Genomic DNA, 23,780 nt, shown 5'->3' with positions numbered 1-23,780 from the left:
ACGGGGAACTACAACAAGAGCTCCCCATGTCCGAAAAATTCCTGTACTCGCTGACCCGTCCGCTGCTGTTTTCCATGGACGCCGAAGCCGCCCACCACTTCACCCTTCCCGCACTCAAGCGCGCCGCCGCGCTGGGCCTGACCAAACTGGTCAAGCAGCCCAAGGCCGACCCGCGCACCGTGATGGGCATTACCTTCAAGAACCCGGTCGGCCTGGCCGCCGGCCTGGACAAGGACGGCGCCTACATTGACGCGCTGGCCGACCTGGGCTTCGGCTCGATCGAGGTGGGCACCGTGACGCCGCGCGCGCAGCCGGGCAATCCCAAGCCGCGCATGTTCCGCCTGCCGGACGCCAACGCCATCATCAACCGCATGGGCTTCAACAACGGCGGCGTCGACGCCTTTGTCGCCAACGTGCAGTCGTCGCGCTTCTACCAGGACAAGGCCGGCGTGCTGGGCCTGAACATCGGCAAGAACGCCGACACCCCGATCGAGCGCGCCACCGACGACTACCTGCACTGCCTGCAAAAAGTCTACCCCTACGCCAGCTACGTGACGGTCAACATCTCTTCGCCGAACACCAAGAACCTGCGCCAGCTGCAGGGCGGCTCGGAGCTGGACGGCCTGCTGGGTACGCTCAAGGACGCGCAACTGCGCCTGGCCGACCAGCACCAGCGTTACGTGCCGCTGGCGCTGAAGATCGCGCCGGACATGGACGGCGACCAGGTCAAGAACATCGCCGACGCGCTGCTGCGCCACAAGATCGACGGCGTCATCGCCACCAACACCACGCTGAGCCGCGACGCCGTCACCGGCATGCTGCACGGCGCCGAGGCGGGAGGCCTGTCGGGCGCGCCGGTGTTCCAACTGTCCAACACGGTGATCCGCCTGCTCAAGGCCGAGCTGGGCGATGCGCTGCCCATCATCGGCGTCGGCGGCATCATGCGCGGCGCGGACGCCAGGGTCAAAATGGAATGCGGCGCGCAGCTGGTGCAGCTGTACAGTGGACTGATCTACGCGGGCCCGGCGCTGGTGCGCGATTGCGCGGACGCCGTACGCGGCAAATAAAAGGAGGCGGCATGCAGCAGACACAACTTGGCACAAGCGACCTGAACGTCAGCAAGATCTGCCTGGGCACCATGACCTTCGGCGAGCAGAACACCGAAGCCGACGCGCACAGCCAGCTGGACTACGCGCTGGAGCGCGGCATCAACTTCATCGACACGGCGGAAATGTATCCGGTGATGCCGCGCGCGGAAACCCAGGGCGCGACCGAGCGCCACATCGGCAGCTGGCTCAAGAAGAGCGGCGCGCGCGGCAAGGTGGTGCTGGCCACCAAGGCCGCCGGCCCCAGTCCGCACATCAGCTGGGTGCGCGGCGGCAAGCAGAACTTCGACGCCGCCAATCTGCGCGCGGCGGTCGAGACCAGCCTGCAGCGGCTGCAAACCGACCATATCGATTTATACCAATTGCACTGGCCCAGCCGCAATGTCCCGGTGTTCGGCTCCAACGCCTTCAATCCCAAGCTCGAGCGCGAATGCGTGGCGATCGAGGAAACGCTGGCCGCGCTGGGCGAGCTGATCAAGGAAGGCAAGATCGGCGCCATCGGCGTGTCCAATGAATCGTGCTGGGGCGTGAACGAGTTCATCAAGCAATCCGAGATGCGGGGCCTGCCGCGCATCGCCACCATCCAGAACCTGTACAACCTGACCGCGCGCCATTTCGAGACCAGCCTGCTGGACGAGACCTGCTTCCGCGAGAACGTCAGCCTGCTGGCCTACAGCCCGCTGGCCTTCGGCCAGTTGACGGCCAAGTACCATGACGACCCGAAGACCAAGGGCCGCCTGACCTTGTTCCCGGTGACCTGGAGCCCGCGCTACCTGCGTCCGACGGTGGTGTCGGCCGTGGCGCAGTACGCCGAGCTGGCGCGCGCCAACGGCCTCACGCCGACCCAGCTGGCGCTGGCGTGGTGCTACTCGCGCTGGTTCGTGGCCTCGACCATCATCGGCGCCACCAACCTGGCGCAACTGAAGGAAAACATCGACGCCTACAGCGTGCAACTGCCGGCCGAGGTGCTGGCCCAGGTGGACGCCATCCACGCCGCCATCCCCAATCCCGGCCAATAACCCCTTGGGGTCAAGTCTGACATTCGGACACGAGCTCTACCGTAACACGGAGTTACGGTAGAGCTCGTGTCCGAATGTCAGACTTGACCCCAGGCGCTTTTAAACAACACTCCCGCCACCGCTGTTGCACGAAAAGCCCGCTGTGCCTGCACGTTCTCCAAATCTTGCATATCATTAGACGTAACCATTCGTGTGCAGCAACTTTGCGCACTGGCAAGCTTTCCTCATCACCAACGTAGAAAGACCGTCACATGAGCACACGCCGCATCGCCCGTCCCCTTGCCCGCCCCCTCCTGCTCAGCAGCCTGATCGCCACCGTCGTCATTCCCGCCTTCGCCCAGCAAGCCGTGGCCGACGGTGAATTGCAGTCCGTGGTCGTGACCGGCACCTATGCCAAGAACCGCCGCACCATCGACTCCGAATCGCCGGTCGACGTCATCGGTGCCAAGGACCTGCAGGCGAGCGGCTCGACCGAGCTGGCCACCGTGCTGGGACGGCTGCTGCCGTCGATGAACTTCCCACGCCCGTCCGGCGCCGACGCCAGCGACGCCGTGCGCCCCGCGCAGCTGCGCGGCCTGTCGCCGGACCAGACGCTGGTGCTGGTCAACGGCAAGCGCCGCCATACCACGGCGGTGGTCAACGTCAACGGCACCCAGGGCCGCGGCTCGGCGCCGGTGGACCTGAATGCAATCCCGCTGGCGGCCATCGACCACATCGAGGTGCTGCGCGACGGCGCGGCGGCCCAGTACGGCTCGGACGCGATTGCCGGCGTGATCAACATCATCCTGAAAAAAGGCGCGGCCGGCAGCGAGGCCGAAGTGGGCTGGGGCGAGTACCAGAAGCGCGACGGCAAGGCGCTCACCGTGCGCGGCTCCACCGGCTTCAACCTGGGCGACCAGGGCTGGGTGCGGGTGGCGCTGGAAGCGTCCGACCGCGACCCGACCAACCGCGCCGGCCCCGACCTGCGCAACCCGGCCGAGCCGCGCTACGGCAAGGTCAACCAGCGCTTCGGCGATCCGGAAACCCGTCCGCGCACCGTGTTCGTCAACAGCCAGTACCGCGTCAACGACGATATCGATTGGTACGCCTTCGCCAACTACGGCCAGCGCAACACCTCGGCCGCCGCCACCTGGCGCACCGCGCTGAACGGCACGGCGCAGCGCACGCCGCTGTTCCCGGAAGGCTTCCTGCCGCTGGAAAACAGCGAGTCGACCGACACCTCGCTGGTCACCGGCCTGCGCGGCGAAGCCGGCGGATGGCGCTGGGACGCCAGCCTGAACTACGGCAGCAACGAGTTCCAGCTGGACCTGGACCACACCGTCAACCAGACGCTGGGTGCCAACAGCCCGACCCACTTCTACGCCGGCAAGCTGAAGAACACGCAGCAGCTGTTCAACGTCGACGTCGCCAAGGAATATCCGGTGGCGGCCTTCAGCGGCCCGCTGACGGTGGCGCTGGGCGTCGAGGCGCGCCACGAGAAGTACGAGATCGGCGCCGGCGACGAGGCGTCCTACGTCGGCACCGGCGCACAGGGCTTCTCCGGCTTCCGCCCGATCAACGCCGGCAGCAACAGCCGCCACAACGAATCCATCTACGCCAACCTGGAAGCGGAAATCACCAAGCAGTTCTCGGCCTCGGGCGCGCTGCGCCACGAGCGCTACAGCGATTTCGGCAGCACCACCTCGGCCAAGGGTTCGGCGCGCTACGCGTTCACGCCGGAATTCTCGCTGCGCGGCACGGCCTCGTCCGGCTTCCGCGCGCCGTCGCTGGCGCAGCAGTTCTACACCATCACCACCACCAACTTCTCGGTGGTGAACGGCGTCAACACGCCGATTGAAACCGGCACTTTCGCGGTCGGCAGCGCGGCCGCGTCGGCGCTGGGCGCGACCCCGCTGAAGGCCGAGAAAGCCCGCAACTACAGCCTCGGCGTGCAATGGTCGCCGAGCCGCAACTGGAACACCTCGGTCGATGCCTACCGCATCGACATCGACGACCGCGTGGCGCTGTCGGCCAACATGACCCTGTCGCCGGCGCTGCAGACGGCGCTGGCCAAACAGGGCATTCTGGTGGGCGCGGGCCGCTACTTCACCAACGCCATCGACACCCGCACCACCGGCGTCGACGTGGTCAGCACCTACCGTTGGCAGACCGAGGCCGCCGGCCGCTACGACTTCACCGCGGCCTACAACCACAACAAGAACTCGCTGGAGCATGTCAACGACAACCCGGCCATCCTGAGCGCCAACGGCCTGACCCTGATCGACCGCCAGACCATCAACCGCCTGACCGTCGGTTCGCCGAAGGACAAGTTCAGCCTGGCCACCGACTGGTCGCTCGGCGCCTGGGGCGCGCGCGGCGTGGTGACGCGCTACGGCAGCTTCACCGTGACGCAGAATAACGCGGCGCTGGACCAGGTCTACGATCCGCAATGGGTGCTGGACTTGTCGGCCAACGTCAAGCTGAACAAGAACTGGCGCCTGAGCGCGGGCATCGACAACGTGACCAATCGCTATCCCGACCAGGTCACGTCGGCGGGCAACCTCAACAACAACGGCATCAATCCGTACAGCGGTTTCGCGCCGAACGGCTTCAACGGCCGCTACTACTACGCCAAGGCCGGCTACAGCTGGTAAGCGGCTGGCGCCCCGCAAGGCCTGGAGGGGTCTGCCCCCGCAGGGGTCAGACCCCAGCCTCTCCGGGGTAAGCCGGCGCTCACGCCGCGGCCAGTTGCGGCAGGCGCTGGCGCGGCGCAGGTGACTGCCCCGCCAGCTTGAACACGCTGACCGCCTGCGCCAGCAAGTCCGCCTGGTCGCGCATGCTTTGCGCGGCCGCGGCGGACTCTTCCACCAAGGCGGCGTTCTGCTGCGTCACATCGTCGATCGAGACGATGGCCTGGTTGACCTGCTCGATCCCCGTGCTCTGCTCGCTGCTGGCGGCGCTGATTTCCGTCATGATGTCGGCCACCTGCCTGACCGCCTTGACAATGCCGTCCATCGTCGCGCCGGCCTCATCGACCAGCAGCGATCCCGCGTCCACCGTCTGCACCGAGCGCGCGATCAATTCCTTGATCTCCTTGGCGGCGCTGGCCGAACGCTGGGCCAGCGTGCGCACCTCCGAGGCGACCACGGCGAAGCCGCGTCCCTGCTCGCCGGCGCGCGCCGCTTCCACCGCCGCGTTCAGGGCCAGGATATTGGTCTGGAAAGCGATGCCGTCGATCACGCTGATGATGTCGACGATCTTGCCGGAGCTTTCCTTGATCGCGCCCATCGTCGTCACCACCTGGCCAACCACCTGCCCGCCCTTGGTGGCGAAGTCCGATGCCGCCACCACCAGCTTGGTGGCCTGACGCGCGTTCTCGGCGTTCTGCGTCACGGTCGACGTCAGTTCCTCCATCGACGATGCGGTCTCCTCCAGGCTGGACGCTTGCTGCTCGGTGCGGCTGGATAAATCCAGGTTGCCGTTGGCGATCTGATTGGACGCCGTCGCGATGGTGTCCGTGCCGGCGCGCACCTGGCCCACCGTGCGCGCCAGGCTGTCGTTCATGTCGATCAAGGCACGCAGCAGCTGCCCGGTTTCATCGGTGGTGTCGCACTCCATGTGCATGGTGAGATCGCCGCCCGCCACCGCCTGCGCCATGCCGACGGCGCGGTTCAGCGGCTGCGTGATGCTGCGCGTGATCCAGTACAACACCCATGAGGCCAGCGCGGTGGCGATCACCGTCAGCAAAATCATCGTATTGCGCGAGCTGGTATAGGACTGCTGGGCCACGGTGCTGGCCTCCTCGACCGCCGCGTTCTGGAATTTGACCAGCTCGGTCAGCGCGTTCAGGTAGGCAGTTTGTTCCTTGCGTACCGCGCTCAGCAGATAGTCCACCGCCTCTTCGCGCTTGCTGTCGTCGGCCGACATCTTGAGGAAGGTGGTCTGCACCACCGTGTATTTGTCGCGCGCTTCGAGCACGGCTTTCATCTTGGCCTTGCTCTGCGGGTCTTCATCGTCGGCGATCAGCACGGCCAGCTTGTCGAGCCGGCCGGCGTTGTCGGCCTTGCGCTGCTCCACCCGCGCCAGCTCCCCCTTGACGACCTCGGGGTCCTTGGACAGCATGGCATTGCGCATCGCGCGCGCCACGTCATTGAGGCCGCCTATCGTCTCGTAAGCCAGTATGACCTTGGGTATCTTGTCGGACGCGAGATCCTGGGTGTTGTTATTCAACTTGCCAAGATTGCCTATGCCGATCACCGAAATGCCGACCATGAACACCATCGACACGCCTAGTCCGGCAGCAAGCCGGACACCTATCTTCCAGTTACCGATACCCATTTACGTGCTCCCCAGAGTAAGACCAACGGACTTAAATTCTTGGTTGCTGCAAACTAGTTTTGGGTTTTAGTATAGGATCAATCAGCCGTGCCTGATGGAAAAAAATAGCAAACTGTTAGCTGGCCGCCACAGCCGGGCGGCGGCCGCCGGATCAGGACAAATCCCCGCCATTCAGGGCCGCGTCGATATCGGCGCGGCTCAGGTCGGGCGCGAATTCCTGGATGAAGTGGTAGGCGTAGGAGCGCAGATAAGCGCCGCGCCGCACCGCCAGCCGCGTGGTGTTCTGCGCAAACAGATGCGACGCCTCCACCGCGCGCATGCCCTTGTCGCGGCCGTGGTCGAAGGCCATCGAGGCCACGATGCCCACGCCCAGGCCCAGCGCCACATACTGCTTGATGACGTCCGAGTCCATCGCCGTCAGCACGATGTCGGGCTTGACGCCGGCGCGCTCGAACGCCGCGTCGATATGGCCGCGGCCGGTGAAGCCGACGTCGTAGGTGATCAGCGGGAACTCGGCCAGGTCCTCCAGCCGGATCGGCGAACGCCCCAGCAGCGGGTGGCCGTCCGGCACCACGATCAAATGGCTCCAGCGGTAGCAAGGGAAAGACACCAGGTCCGGGAACTGCGACAGGCCCTCGGTGGCGATGCCGATGTCGGTCTTGCCGGACAAGATCCATTCGGCGATGTGCTCGGGCGCACTCTGCTGCAAGGCGATGCGCACGTCGGGATAAGCCGTGCGGAAGCCCTGCACCACTTTCGGCAGCGCATAGCGCGCCTGCGTGTGGGTGGCCGCCACGCTCAGGGTGCCGCTCTGCTGGCCGGTGTATTCCAGGCTGGCCTGTTGCAGGTTCTCGGCCTCGATCAGCAGGCGCTCGATGATCTTCAGGATGCCTTTGCCAGGCTCGGTCATGCCGGTCAGGCGCTTGCCGTTGCGTTCGAAAATCACCACGCCCAGCTCGTCCTCCAGCTCGCGGATCTGGCGGCTGACGCCGGGTTGCGAGGTGAACAGCGCGTTGGCCACTTCGGTCAGGTTATAGCCACGGCGCGCGGCTTCGCGGATGGACCGCAGTTGTTGGAAATTCATATGGATGCTCCACCATCAACAAATACATGCAGGCGCTTGGGACGCACTACCAGGGTTTCGCCTTCTTTCAATTGCAGATGGCTGTATCGTTCGTTCGACATCACCGCTTCGATCAGCTCGGTGGTATCGCTGCGCTCCAGGTCCAGCTGCGCCAGCGGGCCGATCGCGTGCGCGCGGCGCAGCTTGACGACGATGCCTTCCGCGCCCGGCGTGTAGCGGTCGATCTCCAGGTCGTGCGGCCGCACGTAGGCAGTGCCCTTGCCGTCGGCCGATGGCTGGCCCGGCACGGTGAAGGACGCGTCGCCGCTGGCCAGGATGCCGTCCTGCACGCGGCCATGGAACATGTTCACATTGCCGAGGAAGCCGTACACGAACGGCGAGGCCGGATGGTTGTAGACCTGGTCCGGCGCGCCGATCTGCTCGACGTTACCCTTGTTCATCAGCACCACCTGGTCGGCCACTTCCAGCGCCTCCTCCTGGTCGTGGGTGACGAAGATCGAGGTCACGTGCAGGTCGTCATGCAGGCGGCGCAGCCAGCGCCGCAGTTCCTTGCGCACCTTGGCGTCAAGCGCGCCGAACGGTTCGTCCAACAGCAGTACGCGCGGCTCGACCGCCAACGCCCGCGCCAGTGCGATACGCTGGCGCTGCCCGCCCGACAGCTGCGGCGGATAGCGGTCGGCCAGCCAGTCCAGCTGCACCAGCTCCAGCAGCTCCTTGACCTTGCGGCGGATCTGGTCCTCCGACGGCCGCTCGGCGCGCGGCTTGACGCGCAGGCCGAAGGCGACGTTCTCGAACACCGTCATGTGCTTGAACAGCGCGTAGTGCTGGAACACAAAGCCGACCTGGCGCTCGCGCACGTGGCGGTGCGAGGCGTCGCTGGCGTCCAGCAGCACCTGGCCCGAGTCCGGATGTTCGAGGCCGGCGATGATGCGCAGCAGCGTGGTCTTGCCGCAGCCGGAAGGCCCCAGCAGCGCGGTCAGCTCGCCCTGCGGGAAATCCAGCGACACATTGTTGAGGGCGACGAAATCGCCGAAACGCTTGTTGATGTTTTTAACTTCGATGGTCATGGCATTACTCCGTTGTGCGCGCGTTGTCGGCGATGGATTCGTTGAGGCGCCAGGCGATAAAGGATTTCAGGGCCAGCGTCACCAGAGCCAGCAGTGCCAGCAGCGAGGCCACGGCAAAGGCGGCGGCAAAGTTGTATTCGTTGTAGAGGATCTCGACCTGCAAGGGCACGGTGTTGGTCTCGCCGCGGATGTGGCCGGACACCACCGACACCGCGCCGAACTCGCCCATCGCGCGGGCGTTACACAGGATCACGCCGTACAGCAGGCCCCACTTGATGTTGGGCAGCGTGACGCGGCGGAAGGTGTCCCAGCCGGACGCGCCCAGCACGATGGCGGCCTCCTCCTCCTCGCTGCCCTGCGCCTGCATCAGCGGGATCAGCTCGCGCGCGACAAACGGGAAGGTGACGAAGATGGTGGCCAGCACGATGCCCGGCACCGCGAACAGGATCTTGATGTCGTGCGCCTGCAGCCACGGGCCGAACCAGCCCTGCGCGCCGAACAGCAGCACATAGATCAGGCCGGAGATCACCGGCGACACAGAGAACGGCAAGTCGATCAGGGTCAGCAGGATGCTCTTGCCGCGGAACTCGAACTTGGCGATGCACCACGAAGCGGCCACGCCAAACACCAGGTTCAGCGGCACGGCAATCACCGCCGTGATCAGGGTCAGCTTGATGGCCGAGATCGCATCGTCCTCGATGATGGCGGCCAGGTAGGCCTCCCAGCCTTTGCGGAAGGCTTCGACGAACACCGCCACCAGCGGCACGAACAGGAACAGCGTGAGGAAGGTCAGCGCGATGGCGATCAGCGCGACGCGCACCCACCGTGGCTCCAGCGTTTGCGGGGCCGACGGCAGCTCGCCGCGACGCACAGGCGTGCTTGGAATGCCGCTCATGATTTCCCCGACTTTCCGCGAGCCCAGGCTTGCAACAGGTTGATGGTCAACAGCATGATGAAGGACACCACCAGCATCATCACGGCGATCGCGGTGGCGCCGGCGTAGTCGTACTGCTCCAGCTTGGTGATGATGAACAGCGGCGTGATTTCCGACACCATCGGCATATTGCCGGCGATGAAAATCACCGAGCCGTACTCGCCGGTGGCGCGCGCGAAGGCCAGCGCGAAGCCGGTCATCAGCGACGGCAAAATGGTCGGGAACACCACACGGCTGAAGGTCTGCCAGGCGTTGGCGCCCAGGCTGGCGGCGGCTTCTTCCAGTTCGCGCTCGGCGTCTTCCAGTACCGGCTGCACGGTGCGCACCACGAACGGCAGGCCGATGAAGGTCAGCGCGACCACCACGCCGACCGGCGTGAACGCGACCTTGAAGCCCAGCGTGCCTTCGAGGAAGCGGCCGAACCAGCCGTTGGCGGAATACAGCGCGGTCAGGGTGATGCCGGCGACAGCGGTCGGCAGCGCGAACGGCAGGTCGACCAGCGCGTCGATGATGCGCTTGCCGGGAAACTGGTAGCGCACCAGCACCCAGGCCACGATGCCGCCGAAGACGACGTTGACCAGGGCGCCCAGCAGCGAAGCGCCGAAGGTCAGCTTGTAAGAGGCCATCACGCGCGCCGATGTCACCGCGCTCCAGAAACCTTCCCAGCTGAGCGTGAAGGTCTTCAGGAACACGGCCGACAGCGGGATCAGGACGATCAGCGTCAGGTAGAAAATGGTGAATCCCAGCGACAGCCGGAACCCTGGCATGACGCGGAAAGGCGCGCCCCGGACGGCGCTGGACGCCGTGGCGGGCGCAGCGAGAACTGCTGACATGTATGCTCCCTTATTACAAATTCTTCTATAAGGGCTGCATAATCTCATCTGCGCTTCATATTACAAACGAAGCATTTTTCATTTGGTTAGACGGTAATGCTATATGGTTTTTAAAAAACCAGCTTGGCCGCGACCGCGACCAGGGTGAAGGCCAGCAAGCCACGCAGCATGCGTTCCGGCACGGCGCGGGCGGCGTAGGCGCCGATGGTGATGCCGGGCAGCGAGCCGACGAGCAAGGTCAGCAGCAAGCTCCAGTTGATCGAACCCAGCCACCAGTGGCCGACGGCGGCGATCGCCGTCAGCGGCACGGCGTAGGCGATATCGGTGCCGGCCACTTCGGCGGCGGTCAGGCGCGGGTAGAGCATCACCAGCAGGGTGGCGCCGATGGCACCGGCGCCGATGGAAGAGATGGTCACCAACGTGCCCAGCACGACGCCGGAGACGATGGTGGCGATGCTCAGCGCCCTGCCCTGCAACTGGCGTTCGGGACGGGCCATGATCCAGGCCAGCATCTTGCGTTTGAATAGTAAGGCGACCACGGTCAGCATCACCGAACCGGCGATCATATAGCGGATGACCTGGCCGATTTCCTTGTTGAGCGTACCGAAATATTTGAGACCCAGGCTGGCCAGCAAGGCGGCCGGCAAGGCGCCGAGGCAGAGGCGGCGCACGATTTCCCAGTGCACCGTGCCGCGCATGCGGTGGGTGAAGGTGCCCACGCCCTTGGTCAGCGAGGCGAAGGCCAGGTCGGTGCCGACCGCGACCGCAGGGGTGACGCCGAACAACAGCGTCAGCAGCGGCGTCATCAACGAGCCTCCGCCCACGCCAGTCATGCCGACCAGCAGGCCGACCGCGAAACCAGATGCGACAAATGACAAATCCATGCAAATCCCCAAGAGTAGATCGCAGAGTAACTACTCTAGGGGAATATCCAAACAACGCAATCCTTATTTGCTTATGCCTTATTTATTTGGCTGGGGTGTGACGCGCAAGTAAGGTCGGGCTGCGGTGTATCCTTTGGGATACTTTTGCTTCAACACATCCGGGTCCTGCACAGTGAGCGGGATGATGACGTCGTCGCCGTCTTTCCAGTTGCCGGGGGTGGCCACGGTGTAGCCGTCGGTCAATTGCAGGGCGTCAATAACGCGCAACACTTCGTCGAAGTTGCGGCCAGTGCTCATCGGATAGGTCAGGCTCAGGCGGACCTTTTTGTTCGGGTCGATCACGAACAGCGTGCGCACGGTGGCCGTGGTCGAGGCGTTCGGGTGGATCATGTCGTACAGCGTGGAAACCTTGCGGTCGGCGTCGGCAATGATGGGGAAGCCCACCACGGTGCCCTGGGTTTCCTCGATGTCGGAAATCCACGACTTGTGCGATTCAGCCGGGTCGACCGACAGCGCGATCGCCTTGACGTTGCGCTTGTCGAACTCCGGTTTCAGCTTGGCAGTCAGGCCCAGCTCGGTCGTGCAGACCGGCGTGAAGTCGGCCGGGTGCGAAAACAGCACCACCCAGGAATTGCCTGCCCACTCATGAAAGTGCAGCTTGCCGATGGAAGAATCTTGTTCAAAATCAGGGGCGGTATCGCCCAAACGTATCGTCATGGTCAGCTCCAGATGGGAAAAAAGCCGGCGTTCAATTCGCCGGCAACGCACTATTCTGCGCCTTTTCTGCTAAAAAATACAATATTTCGAGACGACTATGGATCGCCGCTCATGATTACTTGGGCTGGTAGATCTGGTCGAACAGGCCGCCGTCGGCGAAGTGCACCTTCTGCGCCCTGGTCCAGTCGCCGGCCACGTCGGACAGCTTGAACAGCTTCACGTTCGGGAACTGGGCAGCGTATTTCTTCGCCTCTTTTTCCACGGCCGGACGGTAGTAGTTTTTGGCGATGATTTCCTGCGCCTCATCGGTGTACAGGAAGTTCAGGTAAGCCTCGGCCACCTTGCGAGTGCCGCGCTTGTCCACCACTTTGTCGACCACGGCCACCGGCGGCTCGGCCAGGATGGACACCGACGGTGCGATGATGTCGAACTTGGCCGGGCCCAGTTCCTTGACCGCCAGCAGCGCCTCGTTTTCCCAGGCAATCAGCACATCACCGATGCCGCGCTCGACGAAGGTGGTGGTGGCGCCGCGCGCGCCGGAATCCAGCACCGGCACGTTCTTGTACAGCTTGCCCAGGAAGTCCTTGGCCGAAGCTTCGCTGCCGCCAGGCAGGCGCAGCGCGTAGCCGTAGGCGGCCAGGTGGTTCCAGCGGGCGCCGCCGGAGGTTTTAGGATTCGGCGTGATGACGGCCACGCCAGGCTTGACCAGGTCGCTCCAGTCCTTGATGCCTTTAGGATTGCCCTTGCGGACCAGGAACACGATGGTCGAGGTATAGGGAGTGCTGTTGTGCGGCAGTTTTTTCTGCCAGTCCGGTGCCAGCAGCTTGCGCTCCGCGATGGCGTCGATATCGTAGGCCAGTGCCAGCGAGACCACGTCCGCCTCCAGGCCGTCGATCACGGCGCGGCCCTGCTTGCCGGAGCCGCCGTGCGATTGTTTGATTTTCAGCACATCGCCGGTCTTGGCTTTCCAGTCCCTGGCGAAGGCGGTGTTGACGTCCTGGTACAACTCGCGGGTCGGGTCGTAGGACACGTTGAGCAACGAAATCTCGGCGGCCAGGGCTGGCACGACGGCGGTAACGGCAAGAACAACAGCGATCATTTTTTTGGACAGCATTGGATTCCCCTGGTAATGAAGGTCTCCAGATTACGGCGGTCCTTTATAAATGAGAACTAAGCTTTTAGCAGCTCCTTATACAAAAACTTTATATGCGTTCAGTAGAAACGGTTGAACAGCACCACGCCCCAGGCGCTTGCGGCCAGCAGGCAGGTCAGCAACACTGCGGCGCTACCGAAGTCCTTGGCGTTCTTGGACAACGGATGGCGCTCCAGCGACACCCGGTCCACCACGGCTTCGATGGACGAATTGATCAGTTCCACGATCAATATCAACATCAACACGCCGATCAGCATCAATTTCTCGAACGCCGAGATGCGCAGCGCCAGCGCGATGACGGTGCCGACCACGAACAGGCTCACTTCCTGGCGGAACGCATGCTCATGCTTCCAGGCCGACTTGAAGCCGTCGATGGAATATAAAAAGGCCGAAAAGATACGTTTCAGACCGCTCTTGCTCTTGAATTCGCTCACTGGTTCCATGAATATGCCGCTAAATTAGAATGTCTCATTATGCATCAATTCCCATTTTTTTCACATTATGGTATAAAGTAGCTATCGCATACTGCACCGCACCAACCACATCATGAAAATCGAAACCGTTCCAGAGCAAAAGACCACTATCCAGGTGATCGAGCGTATGGTGGCGCTACTCGATGCGCTGGCCAAGTACCCCGACCCCGTGAGCCTGAAGGAATTATCCAAGGTTTCCGGGCTACACCCTTCGACCGCCCACCGGATTCTCAACGACATGGTGCTGACGCGCTTTGTCGACCGCATCGAACCGGGCACCTACCGGCTCGGCATGCGGCTGCTGGAACTGGGCAATGTTGTAAAGAGCCGACTGTCGGTGCGCGAGGCCGCACTGGATTTCATGCGTGCACTGCACAAAAAAACCCAGCAGACCATCAACCTGTCGGTCCGCCAGGGCGACGAGATCGTCTACATCGACCGTGCCTTCTCCGAGCGTTCAGGCATGCAGGTGGTGCGCGCCATCGGTGGCCGCGGCCCGCTGCACCTGACCTCGACCGGCAAGCTGTTCCTGTCGGTGGACGAGCCGAAAGCCATCCGCGCCTACGCCACGCGTACCGGACTGGCCGGCCACAACAAGAATTCGATCACGGATCTGGCCAAGCTCGAGCGCGAGCTGAACCTGGTGAAGTCGCGCGGCTACGCGCGCGACAACGAAGAGCTGGAACTGGGGGTGCGTTGCATGGCCGCCGGCATCCACGACGACAGCGGCAAGCTGATTGCCGGGCTGTCGATCTCGGCGCCGGCCGACCGTCTGCAGGACGAGTGGCTGGAAGACCTGGTCATGACCGCCAACCAGATCTCCGCCACGCTGGGTTACATTCCGGTCGAATAAGTCGTGGTTGGCGCGCTGAGGCCGGCCGGCTTCAGCGCTTCCAGCCATTTACGCATGCGGCCCGCATCGGCCGTACGCGACTGCTTGCCCTTGGAATCGAGGAACACCATGATGACCGAGCGGCCTTCAATGACCGCCTGCATCATCAGGCAGCGCCCCGCTTCGTTGATGAAGCCGGTTTTTTGCAAGCCGATCGCCCAGTCCGGGCTGGCCACCAGATGGTTGGTGGTGCCGAACTGCATGGGACGGCCGTTGGTCTCCACCATGGCCTTGGCATCGGTCGAGTACTGGCGCAGGATGGGCTGCTGATACGCCGCCATCGCCAGCTTGGCCAGGTCGCGCGCGCTGGCCACATTCATTTTGGACAGGCCGCTGGAATCGACGTAGTGGGTGTCGACCATGCCCAGTTCGCGGGCCTTGGCGTTCATCGCCTCGACAAACGCAGGCTTGCCGCCCGGGTAGTTACGGCCCAGGGCCGACGAGGCCCGGTTCTCCGAGCTCATCAGGGCGATATGCAGCATGTCGGCGCGGCTCAGCTGGGTCCCCACCTTCAGGCGCGAGCTGCTGAACTTTTCGCGGTCGACGTCCTCGTCGGTGATGGTCAGGATCTCGTCCATGTTCTGCTTGGCTTCGACCACGACCAGGCCGGTCATCATCTTGGTGATCGAGGCGATCGGCAGCGCGACGTTGGAATTCTTTTCAAACAGCACTTCGGAATTGGCCTGGTCCAGCACCAGCGCCACGTTGGATTTCAGGTCCAGCGGATCGTGCGTCAAGTTCAGTCCGGCCAGGTCGCCCATGGTCGGCACAGGCGGCGCGGCAACGATGAGGCGCTGGTACACCACCTTGCGGCGGCCGTTGACCTTGATCACGCGCTTGACCACGCGTTCGCCAGGCTCGGCGGCCACGCGCACAGGCCCGCGGGCCTTGACCTTCTTCACGTGGTGTTTTTTCGGTGCGGCGCCATCGGCAGCCTGGGCTGTCGTCGCGGTGAGCGCGGTGGCGGCGAACATCAGCGAAATGAGCGCACTGAGAGCTAGTTTAGACATTCATATCCCCGAAAAAAACGTTGCAGAGAAAGCGCAAGACCTGTTGCAGTGTAGCAAAACTGCGGACAAGCGCAAGCAGATTTAACATTGAGCGCATCGATGGTTGCGTCGATACAATATAGCGCCGTAGGTTTTCAACAAGCTAGTTCTAACCAACAAATTTAACAAATTCATCGAGCGCCATACGGTCCGTGATCAAGGTATTCTCAACTTTCGAGTGATCGGCATAACCGAGCGCCATGCCGCACACCACGGTTTCGTTGTCCGGCAAGCCCAGCTCGCGGCCGATGATTTTATGATACTGGGTAAAAGCCGCCTGCGGGCAAGTATCGAGCCCCCTCGCCCGCGCCGCCACCATGATGTTTTGCAGGAACATGCCGTAGTCCAGCCACGAGCCCTGCTCCATGACGCGGTCGATGGTAAAGATGAGACCTACCGGAGCACCAAAAAATTCATAATTGCGGCCGTGTTGCGCAGCCATGCCGGCCTTGTTGTCCCGCGTCAAGCCCAGCAGCGCGTACAAATCCCAGCCCACCTTGCGGCGGCGCTCGATGAAGGGCGAAATCCACTCGCGCGGGTAGTAGGCGTATTCCTCGCTGTGCTGCCTGGCCTGCTCCGGATCGTTATGGACGGCCAGGATGGCCGACGCCAGCTGCTGCTTGCGTTCGCCGTCGAGCACGTAGACCTTCCACGGCTGGGTGTTGGTGCCGGACGGCGCCCGCGCCGCCACCTGCAGGATCTGCGCGACGTCGTCGCGCGCCACGGCATGCGGCAGGAAGGCGCGGATCGAGCGGCGGCTGGTGATGGCGGCGTCCACCGCTTGCTGGTCGGGAGTTGAGATCATGTGCGCTCGCTTAGTTGGTTTTTTTGACGACAAATATCACACCGGTAACCGCCAGCACCATGCCTGCTATGCCGAGGGCGTTGAAAGCTTCGCCAAACATCAGCCAGGCCATGACCGCGGTGGTCGGCGGGGTCAGGTACAGCAGGCTGGTGACCTGGGTGGCATCGCTGCGGCGTATCAGCGCGAACAACAGGAAGATGGCGCCGATCGACAAGCCCATCACCGACCACAGCAAGGCGCCGACAAAGCGCGGCGTCCACTGCACCGCAGCAAAATCCGGCGTCAGGCCTTCGAAAATGATCGCCAGCGGCAAGACCACGACCAGCGAGGCAGCAAACTGGATCACGGTGCCGGTGCGCAAGTCGAAATGCGGGCAATTACGTTTTTGATACAGGGTGCCGATGGTGATCGACAGCAAGGCCAGCACACACAGCAGGATGGCGTCGGTCGACAACCCGGCCAACTTGATCTTGGCTGCCACCACCAGCCCCACCCCGCCGAGGCCACACACCAGGCCTAGCCATTGTCGCGGCCGCACCTTCTCGCCGATCAGCGGCGCGGCGAAGGCGGTCAGGATGGGTTGCATGCCGACGATCAGCGCCGACAGCCCGGCCGGCATGCCAAGCTTGATGGCGCACCAGACGCCGATCAGATAGCCGGCCTGCACCAGCAGCCCGGCCAGCGCGATCTGCCTGATCTTGCCCTGCGGCCAAGGCGCTTTCAGCAGCAGCACGGCCGGCACCAGGAACAACAACACGCCCAGGAAGCGCATCACCAGGAAAGTCAGCGGCGGCGCATACGGCAGGCCGAACTTGGCGACGATGAAGCCGCTGCTCCACAACAGCACGAAAAATAGCGGCAGCGGCGACAGGAAAGTGGCGTGTTTGACAACCACAACGGCGCTTGGGGTGTTGGACATGGCTAAACCGGGAAAACAGACTTGCGGCATGAAAGGAAATCGGCGCCGGATTGCGGCGCCGACTCGACTGGATGCAAGTCTATCACGGCAGGCGTTTCATCACTGAACTAGCCCGGTCCAGCCATATTTTCCTCAGAGAAATGCTTTCTTAGGGCTAAAGTTGATTCTATGATGCAATGCACAAAAAATCGCTTGACTTAATTTTTGAAGGCCGTAAAATCGGGTTTGTTGCGTTGCACAATTTGTTGTTCGGTCTGAAACGTGGATTGCCTGTTTCGCACCGGCTGTAGAAACAGCAGTACTTAATCAATGACTACTTTCCTGGAGATTTTAAATGTTTTCAATTCCTGAGCAATTTTCCAATGCGACCAAAGCTAATTTCGAAGCTCAATTCGCGATTTTCTCGGCCCTGACCAACAAAGCTTTCGAAGGTGTTGAGAAGTTCGTCGACCTGAACCTGACCGCTGCCAAGGCATCGCTGGAAGAGTCGTCGATCACCACCAAGCAACTGCTGTCGGCCAAGGATCCACAAGAATTCTTCTCGCTGGCTTCGGCACAAGCCCAGCCTAGCGCAGAAAAAACCATCGCTTACGGCCGTCACCTGGCGACCATCGCTTCGAGCACCGGCGCTGAATTCAGCAAAGCTGCTGAAACCCAGATCGCTGAAACCAACCGCAAAGTCATCTCGCTGGTGGAAGAAGTGAGCAAGAACGCCCCAGCTGGTTCGGAAAACGCTGTCGCCATCCTGAAATCGGCCATCGGCAACGCCAACGCCGGCTACGAGCAGTTCGCCAAGACCGCCAAGCAGGCTGTCGAGTCGATCGAATCGAACCTGACCTCGGCCGTGAACCAGTTCACCGCCGCTGCTGCAAAAGCTGCCCCAGCCAAGAAGTAATCACGGAATACCGGCGCGGTAGGGCGCCGGTTCCTGCAAAAGCCTCGGCCTTGGCCGAGGCTTTTTCATTTAAAACTATCCCATCAGAGCAGCGGGATATGCCAAAGAGGCATTCTCTTTGCCATCGTTCCAGCCTCTACTAATTTCATATCTCGCTATCTGACGGACGTCATCGCTACGATCAAACTCCATACTATTTTTCAGAGTTGCAAGGGCATCTTTATGCCATCCTCTAGCTAACTCTCTAAGAGCGGATATTCGTACGCTACTATTTTTGTCGGAGCTAATGACTTTTTTCACTAGAATCCACGTCTCGGGATCGGAGGGGAATCTTTTCGCTAGTGCAACCAGTGCACACAACCGTACACTTCCGTTGCGATCAAAGGATATTCGATTCTTAAAAATATCCTGCACCCCATCATACTTCCACCAAGTAGTAGCTAATTTAGATACAGCGACATGGCGGACGCTAGAACTCCTATCTCGAATCCCGTACTTCATTATTCTCTCTAGCTGAATAGGTTGCGCATCGTCAGTCAAGATATAAGATATTAAGATTGCCGATCTAATATTTTCATTTTTATTTTCACCGAGCATCAACTCCAATTCCTTAGCCATTTTCGAATGCATTGAAAACCTACATAAGACCTCAATTGCCGCCACCCTCACCTCATCCAAATCACCATAAGCAGAAATTTCTTTTACAATATCAAAAACTTCCTCGTCGGATCCAAAATACTCAGAAAGCAGCCCTATAGATTTACGCCGAACGTATACTTTAGTGCTTTCTAATGCTGCAGAAATAATTAATTTACGGATATCGGCGTCACCGGGCCGTCCTCTTATTAACGCCTCCATGGCCACAACGCGGAGGCTTGGGTTATCTGATGCTTTAGCTATTTTTAAAACTATATTATATGATGCAATATCGTCTCTCCAATCTATAGCCAGCCGCTCTATCGCATCTCTATTTGCCCCAATTGCGTCGTCCTGAACCGCCAATCTTTTAATATTACTCAATATAGACTTTTCGTGCCGCCACTCATTTAGCAAAATAAATTGAGCATAGCCATTAATAAATCTATTTTTTTCCGACCTGATTATTTTTTTAATTAACAAAAGTGATTTTGGATTATTTCGCCAAGTCTCAGATATCACTTGAATCGCATTTTGACGCATATCAACGCCACGATTGCCTTCAGCAATATCTACGAAAAATGCAAATGCGCTCTTATCATCTCCCCAGATAATAGAAATTTGCTTCATTGCACAATATCTAACATATGAACTACCATCTGAATTAACTACCATTCTAAGGTGTTCCAGTAAGTCCCATTTTTTAGCAGACATCAAACAAATCGCATCGACGGCAGCTGCTCGCGCGTGATCATCTGGCCCCGTCAAGGAAAGATCTTTTATTAACTCAAAAATCTCTAAATCATCAGGCCAACCAACAGCTAGCTCAAATATTGCCATGGGACGAACGCGATTTTCTTCTTTCGCCGTAGCGTGCAACTTCAGCCATGCAAGAGTTACCGGATCATTTCTCCAACCCTGTACTAACAACCTTATAGCTGCGGCCGAGACCTCCCATGTTCCATCGGTTTCCGCCCGCAAACAAAGCCAATTAGGTATCTCAGGATCGTCAGGCCAGATCACTGCTAGAAGGTTGAGCGCCTTAATTCTTACCGATCGAGCTTGACCAGCTTCTAAAGACCAAGGCTCGCAATAATGTCTCTGATCAAATCTAGATAAATCTTTTGCCCATTCTTTTAATTTTGTTTCAAGAGGCCCTAAACTTGAACGTTTAATTACCTCCCCAACGCAGCGTACAGCAAGGAATATATGATTAAGAGTTTCATTAGTATCCCGCTGTACAATTAACCATTCCACTATTTCTTCTACAAATTTCGTCGCGACAATGCCGGTTAGAAGACATAGAACTTCATGCCAAGTTTCATCGGTCCAATGACCGAAAATTTCTTCCTTTAACTGATCGAGTGTAAGCGATTGTTCTTTTTCGAAGCGCTCTCGAATTTCAACAGCACAAAAATATTCTAAAAAAGTTCGATGTACAAAAGCATAAGAATGCCCCCCCATAAAGCAAAGCATGAAATTTCTTCCACGCAGTTGGTCAATTAAGGACCGAGCAGCGCGATCTGGACGTAATACTCGCGCCTCAGCCAGCCCCTCTGCAAGGGTTTTTTCTAAAGTACTTTCATCTATTAGATTTCCACTAATTCCGCGTTCAGAATTCTGCATCGCTTTCGCAATTCTCAGTAACAATCCACGCTTATCTTTAAAGTCTAGTGATGCACTCGTTAGGTCTGGGTCCCCTTGAAAAGCCATTTCTACTTTCCATTGATGCAATAAAAGGCGCGCGCACTGCTCATAAAGCTCAGCGCGATCACGAGGTAGATCTTGAGTCCGGTTAAGTATTGCCATCATAGTCAACAAAAGAGGATTCCCCGCTAACTGAGCAATCGCCGCTGAATCCGCTATAGCCCTAGTCAAAAGGACACGCTTACCTTCTCCAATATTTTTATCCTCATATGCGCCATCATGCCATTTGGAAAGGAAATTTGATATTTGCCCACTATCAAGATCTTGTAGCATAAAGTGACGAAAACCTTCATCATTCCACGCTTGGTGCTGGTAGCCTACTACCCGTGAAGTAACAATAATCCGACATAACGGGAATTCGTGTGCAAAGCGATGAATTGCAATGGTGATCGCTCGCCGATGGTTCAAATCAAATATTTCATCAAGACCATCAAACAAAACGATCGCAGAATTTCTTGCCAACCAATCACCTAACAATGATTGATCAAAATGCCAACGCACGCCAATTCCGCCATGCAGGTAATTCAAAAAACTCTCATTTGGATTGGCTGCTATGATGCGTGAGAATTCCCGGAGTTCAATCAAAAGAGGGAGAGCACGTTTTGATATATCCTTTAACGGAACTTCCGCCCATTCTAGGAGCAGATGCTGTAAAAGCGTCGATTTTCCTGCACCAGGATCCCCTAAAACCACCAAGCGATTAATCAAGGGATCGTTAACAACTTCAAGTACAGGGCGTGGGATTTGATCCATATACGCCTTATGGTGCTGCTTAAGAGAAACATCATCAATTTCGTCGCTATCAATCTCGCCTGATTTTCGTAACTGTTGTTGCATTTCTTTGGGCAGCTCGAAGACCCGAGGCATAAAATTCACGCACTCTCGTGCATTCTGCTCAATAAACATCGTAGTTAACGCTAACGGTCGAATGTCATGCGTTGTAGGGTCTAATTCCTCCAGTTTTAGGCGGCTGTATCGAGCACGCATAGCTTTACGATAACCATCCAAGTCTAGACCAGATGTGAAATAGCCCCCTGATTCACCGGACACAGCCTATGCGCTATTCTTACGGATAGGAATAGGACTGTGCATATGACTAGGAACAAGCAAACAATCGAGGTTGTAACGATTAGCCAGGAGCGCCGCAGGCGCTGGTCAGCCGATGAGAAGGCGGCGCTGGTGCGCGAGACATACGAGCCAGGCATGACCGTCTCGCTGGTCGCCCGCAAGCACGGCGTCGGCGCCAGCCAGCTGTTCAACTGGCGCAAGCTGGAGCGCGAAGGCGCGCTCACAGCGGTCTCTGCAGGTGAATCGGTGGTGCCGGCAAGCGAGCTGGCTGCGGCCCGCGCCCAGATCGCCCAGCTGCAACGGATGCTGGGTAAGAAGACGATGGAAGCGGAGATCCTGAAGGAGGCAGTCGAGTTCGCTCGCGAAAAAAAGTGGATTGCGCGCTCGCCCTTGTTAGACAAGGACGGCCAGTAAAGGCGGTCTGTTCGGCACTGGGCGTGGCGCGCTCGAATGTATGCACCAGGGCGGCGCGCCCGACCGACTGGGTTGACGGCCGTACCGTGCAGACGTTCCACCAGCCTGCCGACGCCATCTTGGTCGACGCGGTGCGCGCCGAAATCACGGCACTGCCGACTTACGGCTATCGCAGGGCGGGTGCCTTGGTGAATCGAACACGTGCTTTGATGGGCCTGCAGTCGATCAACCACAAGCGATTTTATCGGGTAATGAAGGAGCACCGCCTGTTGCTGCCGAAGGCGCCTAAACGCCGCGTCAGCAACCGCGTTCACGACGGCGTCGTGGCCGTGGCCGAGCCGAATCAGCGCTGGTGTTCGGACGGATTCGAGATCGCTTGCGACAATGGAGAGGTGGTCACAGGTGTGTTCATGAAGGACTGCTGTGATCGCGAAATCATTGCGTGGCGTGCCTGGGCTGAACGTGGCTTGCCTGGCGAGCCAGTACGCGACATGTTGGTGGAAGCGGTCGAGGCTCGGTTTGGCCAGGCCAGCATCGGCTCTGCGAAGCTGGAATTCTTGAGCGACAATGGCGGCGCCTACCGGGCCCATGAAACGCATGCTCTGGTGCGCGCATTGGGCTTGGAGCCGATTCATACACCAGTGTGCAGCCCGCAGTCGAACGGGATCGCCGAGAGCTTCGTGAACACGTTTAAACGGGACTACGTCAGCCTGATGGACCGCAGCAATGCCAAAGTCGTTCTCGCTCAACTGCCAGACGCTTTTTTGCATTTCAATGAGGTTCATCCGCACTCGTCGTTGAAGTTGAAATCGCCTCGCTTGTTCAGGAGGGAGCTGGCGCGCCGGGCTCAGGAAAGCGGCGCTAACTAAGCGATAAGCTGTGTCCGGTTATACGGGGGCAAGATCAAGATGAGTTAACCGCGATCTTTACGGAAATGGAGGTATCAGGAATAAGTGAACGTATAAACGGAGCAAGGTCGCTAAAATCATTACCAAACGCAAGCGGCTGAATCCAAGGCGTATTGCTGAGACTCCTTTGGCAGTTCACAATCTCGGAACTACGGCACAGAAAATAGTGCCTAGGAGATACGTCGCTTATACTTTTCGATGCCCATTCAATTAACCGCGTAAAGTTCGGATCTTGCAATGTTGCGCCGCAGCCAATAAATAAAAGTGTACGATCAATGGTAAATAACTCAAGTACAGCCCGCGCGTGGAAATTATCCCGCGCTGAAATATATGAACTGAGTCCAAGTACAACAGATTCAGGCTCTTTAAACCATCCATGTAAATGGAGTACTGAATTTTGATCACGACCTGTCAAGATCTCTTGTACATCATCGCTTTTCATCCAAGTAACTGCCTGTTTCCCGGTAACGTCTTCTAACAAGTTATCGTAATTCAAGGTAGCCAAGACTCCGGGCAGCAACGAAATAGCGTTAATTAGACTAGAATCTTTAACCTTCAGACGACCAATGCTATCTTTTAACCATCCGCGATATACGCCCTTCGAGCGGCTCATTAGGCGTTGAGATACGGCTTCCGCAGCAGAGATCATAAAATCGGTCTTACCACTTTCAATTTGCATTTTTAGCAAATTAACATCTAAATCATCGGCCAACTCAAGTCGGCGACAGTGCTCAACACCATGAAGGAGAAGCCCTACCCAAGAACTTACGCTGTAGCCCTCTACGTCCTGTCTCTGGGATACCGCAACAGATACACCACTTCCAGTGATGGTCACGACGCGACCCGAAGCCAGATCAGCTTTCAATTTTTCGATTAAAGACTCTGCCCTCATTTAGCCTC

General features: G+C 59.3%; 20 protein-coding genes. 6 read left to right on the top strand and 14 right to left on the bottom strand.

Features of this window, described 5'->3' with window-relative positions; all coding sequences use genetic code 11:
- Positions 1 to 26 precede the first annotated feature (26 nt).
- From ACEN9O_RS15270 to ACEN9O_RS15260, 3 genes are all read left to right on the top strand, one after another.
- The gene (locus ACEN9O_RS15270) at positions 27 to 1,067 is read left to right on the top strand and encodes a quinone-dependent dihydroorotate dehydrogenase (RefSeq protein WP_495618358.1); all 1,041 of its coding nucleotides are present in this window, start codon (positions 27 to 29) and stop codon (positions 1,065 to 1,067) included.
- Between the two features lie 11 nt (positions 1,068 to 1,078).
- Positions 1,079 to 2,125, top strand: a complete 1,047-nt coding sequence (locus tag ACEN9O_RS15265) for an aldo/keto reductase (protein WP_495618357.1) — start codon at positions 1,079 to 1,081, stop codon at positions 2,123 to 2,125.
- Between the two features lie 251 nt (positions 2,126 to 2,376).
- Positions 2,377 to 4,758 carry a TonB-dependent receptor plug domain-containing protein gene (locus tag ACEN9O_RS15260; protein ID WP_495618356.1) on the top strand — a complete coding sequence of 794 codons (2,382 nt, stop codon included), beginning with the start codon at positions 2,377 to 2,379 and terminating at the stop codon, positions 4,756 to 4,758.
- A 79-nt stretch (positions 4,759 to 4,837) separates the two neighbouring features.
- Here ACEN9O_RS15260 and ACEN9O_RS15255 read toward each other — a convergent pair whose 3' ends face one another.
- The 9 genes from ACEN9O_RS15255 to ACEN9O_RS15215 all read right to left on the bottom strand — a co-directional run bounded on the left by ACEN9O_RS15255 (position 4,838) and on the right by ACEN9O_RS15215 (position 13,557).
- Positions 4,838 to 6,442 carry a methyl-accepting chemotaxis protein gene (locus ACEN9O_RS15255; RefSeq protein ID WP_495618355.1) on the bottom strand — a complete coding sequence of 535 codons (1,605 nt, stop codon included), beginning with the start codon at positions 6,440 to 6,442 and terminating at the stop codon, positions 4,838 to 4,840.
- A gap of 151 nt (positions 6,443 to 6,593) precedes the next feature.
- Positions 6,594 to 7,526, bottom strand: a complete 933-nt coding sequence (locus ACEN9O_RS15250; RefSeq protein WP_495618354.1) for a CysB family HTH-type transcriptional regulator — start codon at positions 7,524 to 7,526, stop codon at positions 6,594 to 6,596.
- Positions 7,523 to 8,593, bottom strand: coding sequence for a sulfate/molybdate ABC transporter ATP-binding protein (locus ACEN9O_RS15245; RefSeq protein ID WP_495618353.1), 1,071 nt, complete (start codon positions 8,591 to 8,593; stop codon positions 7,523 to 7,525). Before ACEN9O_RS15245 ends, ACEN9O_RS15250 begins: the two co-directional genes overlap by 4 nt.
- A gap of 4 nt (positions 8,594 to 8,597) precedes the next feature.
- Positions 8,598 to 9,488 carry a sulfate ABC transporter permease subunit CysW gene (gene cysW, locus ACEN9O_RS15240; protein ID WP_495618352.1) on the bottom strand — a complete coding sequence of 297 codons (891 nt, stop codon included), beginning with the start codon at positions 9,486 to 9,488 and terminating at the stop codon, positions 8,598 to 8,600.
- Complete coding sequence (gene cysT / locus ACEN9O_RS15235) at positions 9,485 to 10,360, bottom strand: sulfate ABC transporter permease subunit CysT (protein WP_495618351.1); 876 nt, start codon at positions 10,358 to 10,360, stop codon at positions 9,485 to 9,487. The genes cysW and cysT overlap by 4 nt, the downstream gene beginning before the upstream one ends.
- A gap of 110 nt (positions 10,361 to 10,470) precedes the next feature.
- Positions 10,471 to 11,244 carry a sulfite exporter TauE/SafE family protein gene (locus ACEN9O_RS15230; protein ID WP_495618350.1) on the bottom strand — a complete coding sequence of 258 codons (774 nt, stop codon included), beginning with the start codon at positions 11,242 to 11,244 and terminating at the stop codon, positions 10,471 to 10,473.
- Between the two features lie 78 nt (positions 11,245 to 11,322).
- Positions 11,323 to 11,961 (bottom strand): peroxiredoxin, encoded by a 639-nt coding sequence (locus ACEN9O_RS15225; protein ID WP_495618349.1) that lies wholly within the window; start codon positions 11,959 to 11,961, stop codon positions 11,323 to 11,325.
- 115 nt (positions 11,962 to 12,076) lie between these two features.
- Positions 12,077 to 13,075, bottom strand: a complete 999-nt coding sequence (locus tag ACEN9O_RS15220) for a sulfate ABC transporter substrate-binding protein (RefSeq protein WP_495618348.1) — start codon at positions 13,073 to 13,075, stop codon at positions 12,077 to 12,079.
- Between the two features lie 98 nt (positions 13,076 to 13,173).
- The gene (locus ACEN9O_RS15215; protein ID WP_495618347.1) at positions 13,174 to 13,557 is read right to left on the bottom strand and encodes a diacylglycerol kinase; all 384 of its coding nucleotides are present in this window, start codon (positions 13,555 to 13,557) and stop codon (positions 13,174 to 13,176) included.
- Positions 13,558 to 13,660: 103 nt separating this feature from the next.
- On the opposite strand from ACEN9O_RS15215, the gene ACEN9O_RS15210 reads away from it, so the two are divergent.
- Complete coding sequence (locus ACEN9O_RS15210) at positions 13,661 to 14,440, top strand: IclR family transcriptional regulator (RefSeq protein ID WP_495618346.1); 780 nt, start codon at positions 13,661 to 13,663, stop codon at positions 14,438 to 14,440.
- Here ACEN9O_RS15210 and pbpG read toward each other — a convergent pair.
- From pbpG to ACEN9O_RS15195, 3 genes are all read right to left on the bottom strand, one after another.
- Positions 14,422 to 15,489, bottom strand: coding sequence for a D-alanyl-D-alanine endopeptidase (pbpG, locus tag ACEN9O_RS15205; RefSeq protein ID WP_495618345.1), 1,068 nt, complete (start codon positions 15,487 to 15,489; stop codon positions 14,422 to 14,424). The genes ACEN9O_RS15210 and pbpG overlap by 19 nt on opposite strands.
- 148 nt (positions 15,490 to 15,637) lie before the next feature.
- The gene (locus ACEN9O_RS15200; RefSeq protein WP_495618344.1) at positions 15,638 to 16,333 is read right to left on the bottom strand and encodes a nitroreductase; all 696 of its coding nucleotides are present in this window, start codon (positions 16,331 to 16,333) and stop codon (positions 15,638 to 15,640) included.
- 10 nt (positions 16,334 to 16,343) lie between these two features.
- Positions 16,344 to 17,252, bottom strand: a complete 909-nt coding sequence (locus ACEN9O_RS15195) for a DMT family transporter (RefSeq protein ID WP_495618343.1) — start codon at positions 17,250 to 17,252, stop codon at positions 16,344 to 16,346.
- A 334-nt stretch (positions 17,253 to 17,586) separates the two neighbouring features.
- On the opposite strand from ACEN9O_RS15195, the gene ACEN9O_RS15190 reads away from it, so the two are divergent.
- Positions 17,587 to 18,147, top strand: coding sequence for a phasin family protein (locus tag ACEN9O_RS15190; RefSeq protein WP_116990480.1), 561 nt, complete (start codon positions 17,587 to 17,589; stop codon positions 18,145 to 18,147).
- Between the two features lie 75 nt (positions 18,148 to 18,222).
- On the opposite strand, the gene ACEN9O_RS15185 is transcribed toward ACEN9O_RS15190, so the two are convergent.
- Positions 18,223 to 21,357: an NACHT domain-containing protein gene (locus ACEN9O_RS15185; RefSeq protein WP_495618480.1), complete on the bottom strand. Its 3,135-nt coding sequence runs from the start codon at positions 21,355 to 21,357 to the stop codon at positions 18,223 to 18,225.
- A 225-nt stretch (positions 21,358 to 21,582) separates the two neighbouring features.
- Here ACEN9O_RS15185 and ACEN9O_RS15180 point away from each other — a divergent pair.
- Positions 21,583 to 22,841 (top strand): IS3 family transposase gene (locus ACEN9O_RS15180; RefSeq protein ID WP_495613664.1). Its coding sequence is split into 2 segments (ribosomal slippage): positions 21,583 to 21,931 and positions 21,931 to 22,841, totalling 1,260 coding nucleotides; the frame shifts between segments, so codons are not numbered across the junction.
- A gap of 34 nt (positions 22,842 to 22,875) precedes the next feature.
- On the opposite strand, the gene ACEN9O_RS15175 is transcribed toward ACEN9O_RS15180, so the two are convergent.
- Entirely contained in the window at positions 22,876 to 23,772 is an 897-nt protein-coding gene (locus ACEN9O_RS15175) for an SIR2 family NAD-dependent protein deacylase (RefSeq protein WP_495618342.1), read from the bottom strand.
- Between the last annotated feature and the right edge of the window lie 8 nt (positions 23,773 to 23,780).

The sequence above is a fragment of the Duganella sp. Dugasp78 genome (genome assembly GCF_059491455.1).
Note: the sequence above shows the minus strand (reverse complement) of the source record. Positions and strands in the feature narration are given on the sequence as shown.

Bases quoted from the DNA above. Each gene is read 5' to 3' on its own strand.
- ACEN9O_RS15245 (WP_495618353.1), bottom strand. From the start codon at position 8,593: ATGACCATCGAAGTTAAAAACATCAACAAGCGTTTCGGCGATTTCGTC.
- pbpG (WP_495618345.1), bottom strand. From the start codon at position 15,489: ATGTCTAAACTAGCTCTCAGTGCGCTCATTTCGCTGATGTTCGCCGCC.
- ACEN9O_RS15210 (WP_495618346.1), top strand. From the start codon at position 13,661: ATGAAAATCGAAACCGTTCCAGAGCAAAAGACCACTATCCAGGTGATC.
- ACEN9O_RS15195 (WP_495618343.1), bottom strand. From the start codon at position 17,252: ATGTCCAACACCCCAAGCGCCGTTGTGGTTGTCAAACACGCCACTTTC.
- ACEN9O_RS15260 (WP_495618356.1), top strand. From the start codon at position 2,377: ATGAGCACACGCCGCATCGCCCGTCCCCTTGCCCGCCCCCTCCTGCTC.
- ACEN9O_RS15175 (WP_495618342.1), bottom strand. From the start codon at position 23,772: ATGAGGGCAGAGTCTTTAATCGAAAAATTGAAAGCTGATCTGGCTTCG.
- ACEN9O_RS15255 (WP_495618355.1), bottom strand. From the start codon at position 6,442: ATGGGTATCGGTAACTGGAAGATAGGTGTCCGGCTTGCTGCCGGACTA.
- ACEN9O_RS15225 (WP_495618349.1), bottom strand. From the start codon at position 11,961: ATGACGATACGTTTGGGCGATACCGCCCCTGATTTTGAACAAGATTCT.
- ACEN9O_RS15250 (WP_495618354.1), bottom strand. From the start codon at position 7,526: ATGAATTTCCAACAACTGCGGTCCATCCGCGAAGCCGCGCGCCGTGGC.
- ACEN9O_RS15230 (WP_495618350.1), bottom strand. From the start codon at position 11,244: ATGGATTTGTCATTTGTCGCATCTGGTTTCGCGGTCGGCCTGCTGGTC.
- ACEN9O_RS15215 (WP_495618347.1), bottom strand. From the start codon at position 13,557: ATGGAACCAGTGAGCGAATTCAAGAGCAAGAGCGGTCTGAAACGTATC.
- cysT (WP_495618351.1), bottom strand. From the start codon at position 10,360: ATGTCAGCAGTTCTCGCTGCGCCCGCCACGGCGTCCAGCGCCGTCCGG.
- ACEN9O_RS15190 (WP_116990480.1), top strand. From the start codon at position 17,587: ATGTTTTCAATTCCTGAGCAATTTTCCAATGCGACCAAAGCTAATTTC.
- ACEN9O_RS15185 (WP_495618480.1), bottom strand. From the start codon at position 21,357: ATGCCTCGGGTCTTCGAGCTGCCCAAAGAAATGCAACAACAGTTACGA.
- ACEN9O_RS15200 (WP_495618344.1), bottom strand. From the start codon at position 16,333: ATGATCTCAACTCCCGACCAGCAAGCGGTGGACGCCGCCATCACCAGC.
- ACEN9O_RS15270 (WP_495618358.1), top strand. From the start codon at position 27: ATGTCCGAAAAATTCCTGTACTCGCTGACCCGTCCGCTGCTGTTTTCC.
- ACEN9O_RS15220 (WP_495618348.1), bottom strand. From the start codon at position 13,075: ATGCTGTCCAAAAAAATGATCGCTGTTGTTCTTGCCGTTACCGCCGTC.
- ACEN9O_RS15265 (WP_495618357.1), top strand. From the start codon at position 1,079: ATGCAGCAGACACAACTTGGCACAAGCGACCTGAACGTCAGCAAGATC.
- cysW (WP_495618352.1), bottom strand. From the start codon at position 9,488: ATGAGCGGCATTCCAAGCACGCCTGTGCGTCGCGGCGAGCTGCCGTCG.